The organism is Streptomyces sp. 8L (assembly GCF_020176795.1).
GTDB lineage: Bacteria > Actinomycetota > Actinomycetes > Streptomycetales > Streptomycetaceae > Streptomyces.
In genome coordinates, this window is the sequence record NZ_JAIUKE010000842.1 from 1 (window position 1) to 1,901 (window position 1,901).

The 1,901-nt window shown below is 70.5% G+C and carries 1 protein-coding gene; it reads left to right on the forward strand.

Features of this window, described 5'->3' with window-relative positions:
* Positions 1-274: 274 nt before the first annotated feature.
* Complete coding sequence (locus LCE31_RS39310; RefSeq protein WP_225023054.1) at positions 275-1,816, forward strand: amino acid permease; 1,542 nt, start codon at positions 275-277, stop codon at positions 1,814-1,816.
* Positions 1,817-1,901 lie beyond the last annotated feature (85 nt).

Below are 1,901 nucleotides of genomic sequence, written 5' to 3' on the forward strand. Positions count from 1 at the left end.
CGCCCGGCGCGGCGGGCCCGCCGGGGGGGGGGGGGGGGGCGCGCGGCGCCCGCGCCCGCCCCCCGCCCCCGCCCCCCCCGCGGCGGGGGGGGGGCCGCGCCCCCCCCCCCCCCCCCCCCGCCGTGCGCGCCCTCTGAGTACGGCTTCGGGCCGGCCGGGCTCCCATACGGGTGGTCCGTCCGGTCCGAACGTGTGAATTTACGTCTTTCTGTTAGGTGCGGTGCCCGCCCGTCTCGATCATTGCCGGGTTGGACGTGCGCACGGAAGGACGTATGTGAGTACTCAAGGTGGAACAACGCGGACACGAAACGCTCTGTTCCGCACGAAATCGGTCGAGCGGTCCATCCGGGACACCGAGGAGCCCGAACATCAGCTCAAGAAGTCCCTCTCCGCGCTCGACCTGACCGTCTTCGGCGTCGGTGTGATCATCGGCACCGGTATCTTCGTCCTGACCGGCCAGGTCGCCAAGGAGAACGCGGGCCCCGCCACCGCCCTCGCCTTCGTCGTCTCCGGCATCGTGTGCGCGCTCGCCGCGCTCTGCTACGCCGAGTTCGCCTCGACCGTGCCGGTCGCCGGGTCCGCCTACACCTTCTCGTACGCGTCCCTCGGTGAACTCCCCGCCTGGATCATCGGCTGGGACCTCATCCTGGAACTGGCCCTCGGCGCCGCCGTCGTCGCGGTCGGCTGGTCCGGCTACATCCAGTCCTTCCTCAGCAACGCGGGCTGGAACATGCCCGCGGGGCTGACCGGCACCCACGACGGGCACTTCGGCTTCGACATCCTCGCCTGCGCCCTCATCCTCGTCCTGACCGGCATCCTCGTCGTCGGCATGAGGCTCTCCTCGATGGTGACCAACGTCATCGTCGCCGTGAAGGTCGTGGTGGTGCTGCTGGTCGTGGTCGTCGGCGCCTTCCTCATCACCGGCTCCAACTACTCGCCCTTCATCCCGCCGACCGAACACCCCTCCGGAGTCAGCGGCTTCGACGCTCCGCTCATCCAGGTGATGGCCGGCTTCACCCCCGGCAACTTCGGGATCTTCGGCATCTTCAGCGCCGCCGCGATCGTGTTCTTCGCCTTCATCGGCTTCGACATCGTCGCCACGGCCGCGGAGGAGACCCGCAGGCCCCAGCGCGACGTACCGCGCGGCATCCTGGCCTCGCTCTTCATCTGCACCCTGCTGTACGTGGCGGTGTCCATCGTCGTCACCGGCATGCAGAAGTACAGCAAGCTGTCGGTGGACGCGCCGCTGTCCGACGCGTTCAAGGCCACCGGGCACCCGTTCTGGTCCGGCGTCATCAGCTTCGGCGCCGCCGTCGGCCTGACGTCGGTCTGCATGATCCTGCTGCTCGGCCAGAGCCGGGTGTTCTTCGCGATGAGCCGCGACGGGCTGCTCCCGGCGGCCTTCTCCCAGGTCCACCCCCGGTTCGGCACGCCCTACCGGACGACGATCCTGCTGGGCGTCGTGGTCGCCGTCGTCGCCGGGTTCACCTCGATCTCCGAGCTCGCCAACCTCGTCAACATCGGTACGCTCGCGGCCTTCGTCGTCGTCGCCATCGGCGTGATCATCCTGCGCAGGACCCGCCCCGACCTGCCCCGGTCGTTCCGCACGCCGCTGGTCCCGTGGGTGCCGATCGCCTCCGTCGCCGCCTCGCTCTGGCTGATGCTCAACCTGACCACGGAGACATGGCTCCGGTTCGCGATCTGGATGGCCATCGGCTTCGCCATCTACTTCCTGTACGGAGTCCGGCACAGCCACGAGGCCCGGCGGCACCCGCCCGTACCGAGAGGACCGGACAGCGCGCCTCCGCGCGCCTGAGAGGGTCCGCGCCGGGCGTACGCCCCGCGCCCGTCACCGGCCGGGGGCAGGCCCAAGCGGGCGGCGGAAGCGGGGGGGGCGGAAG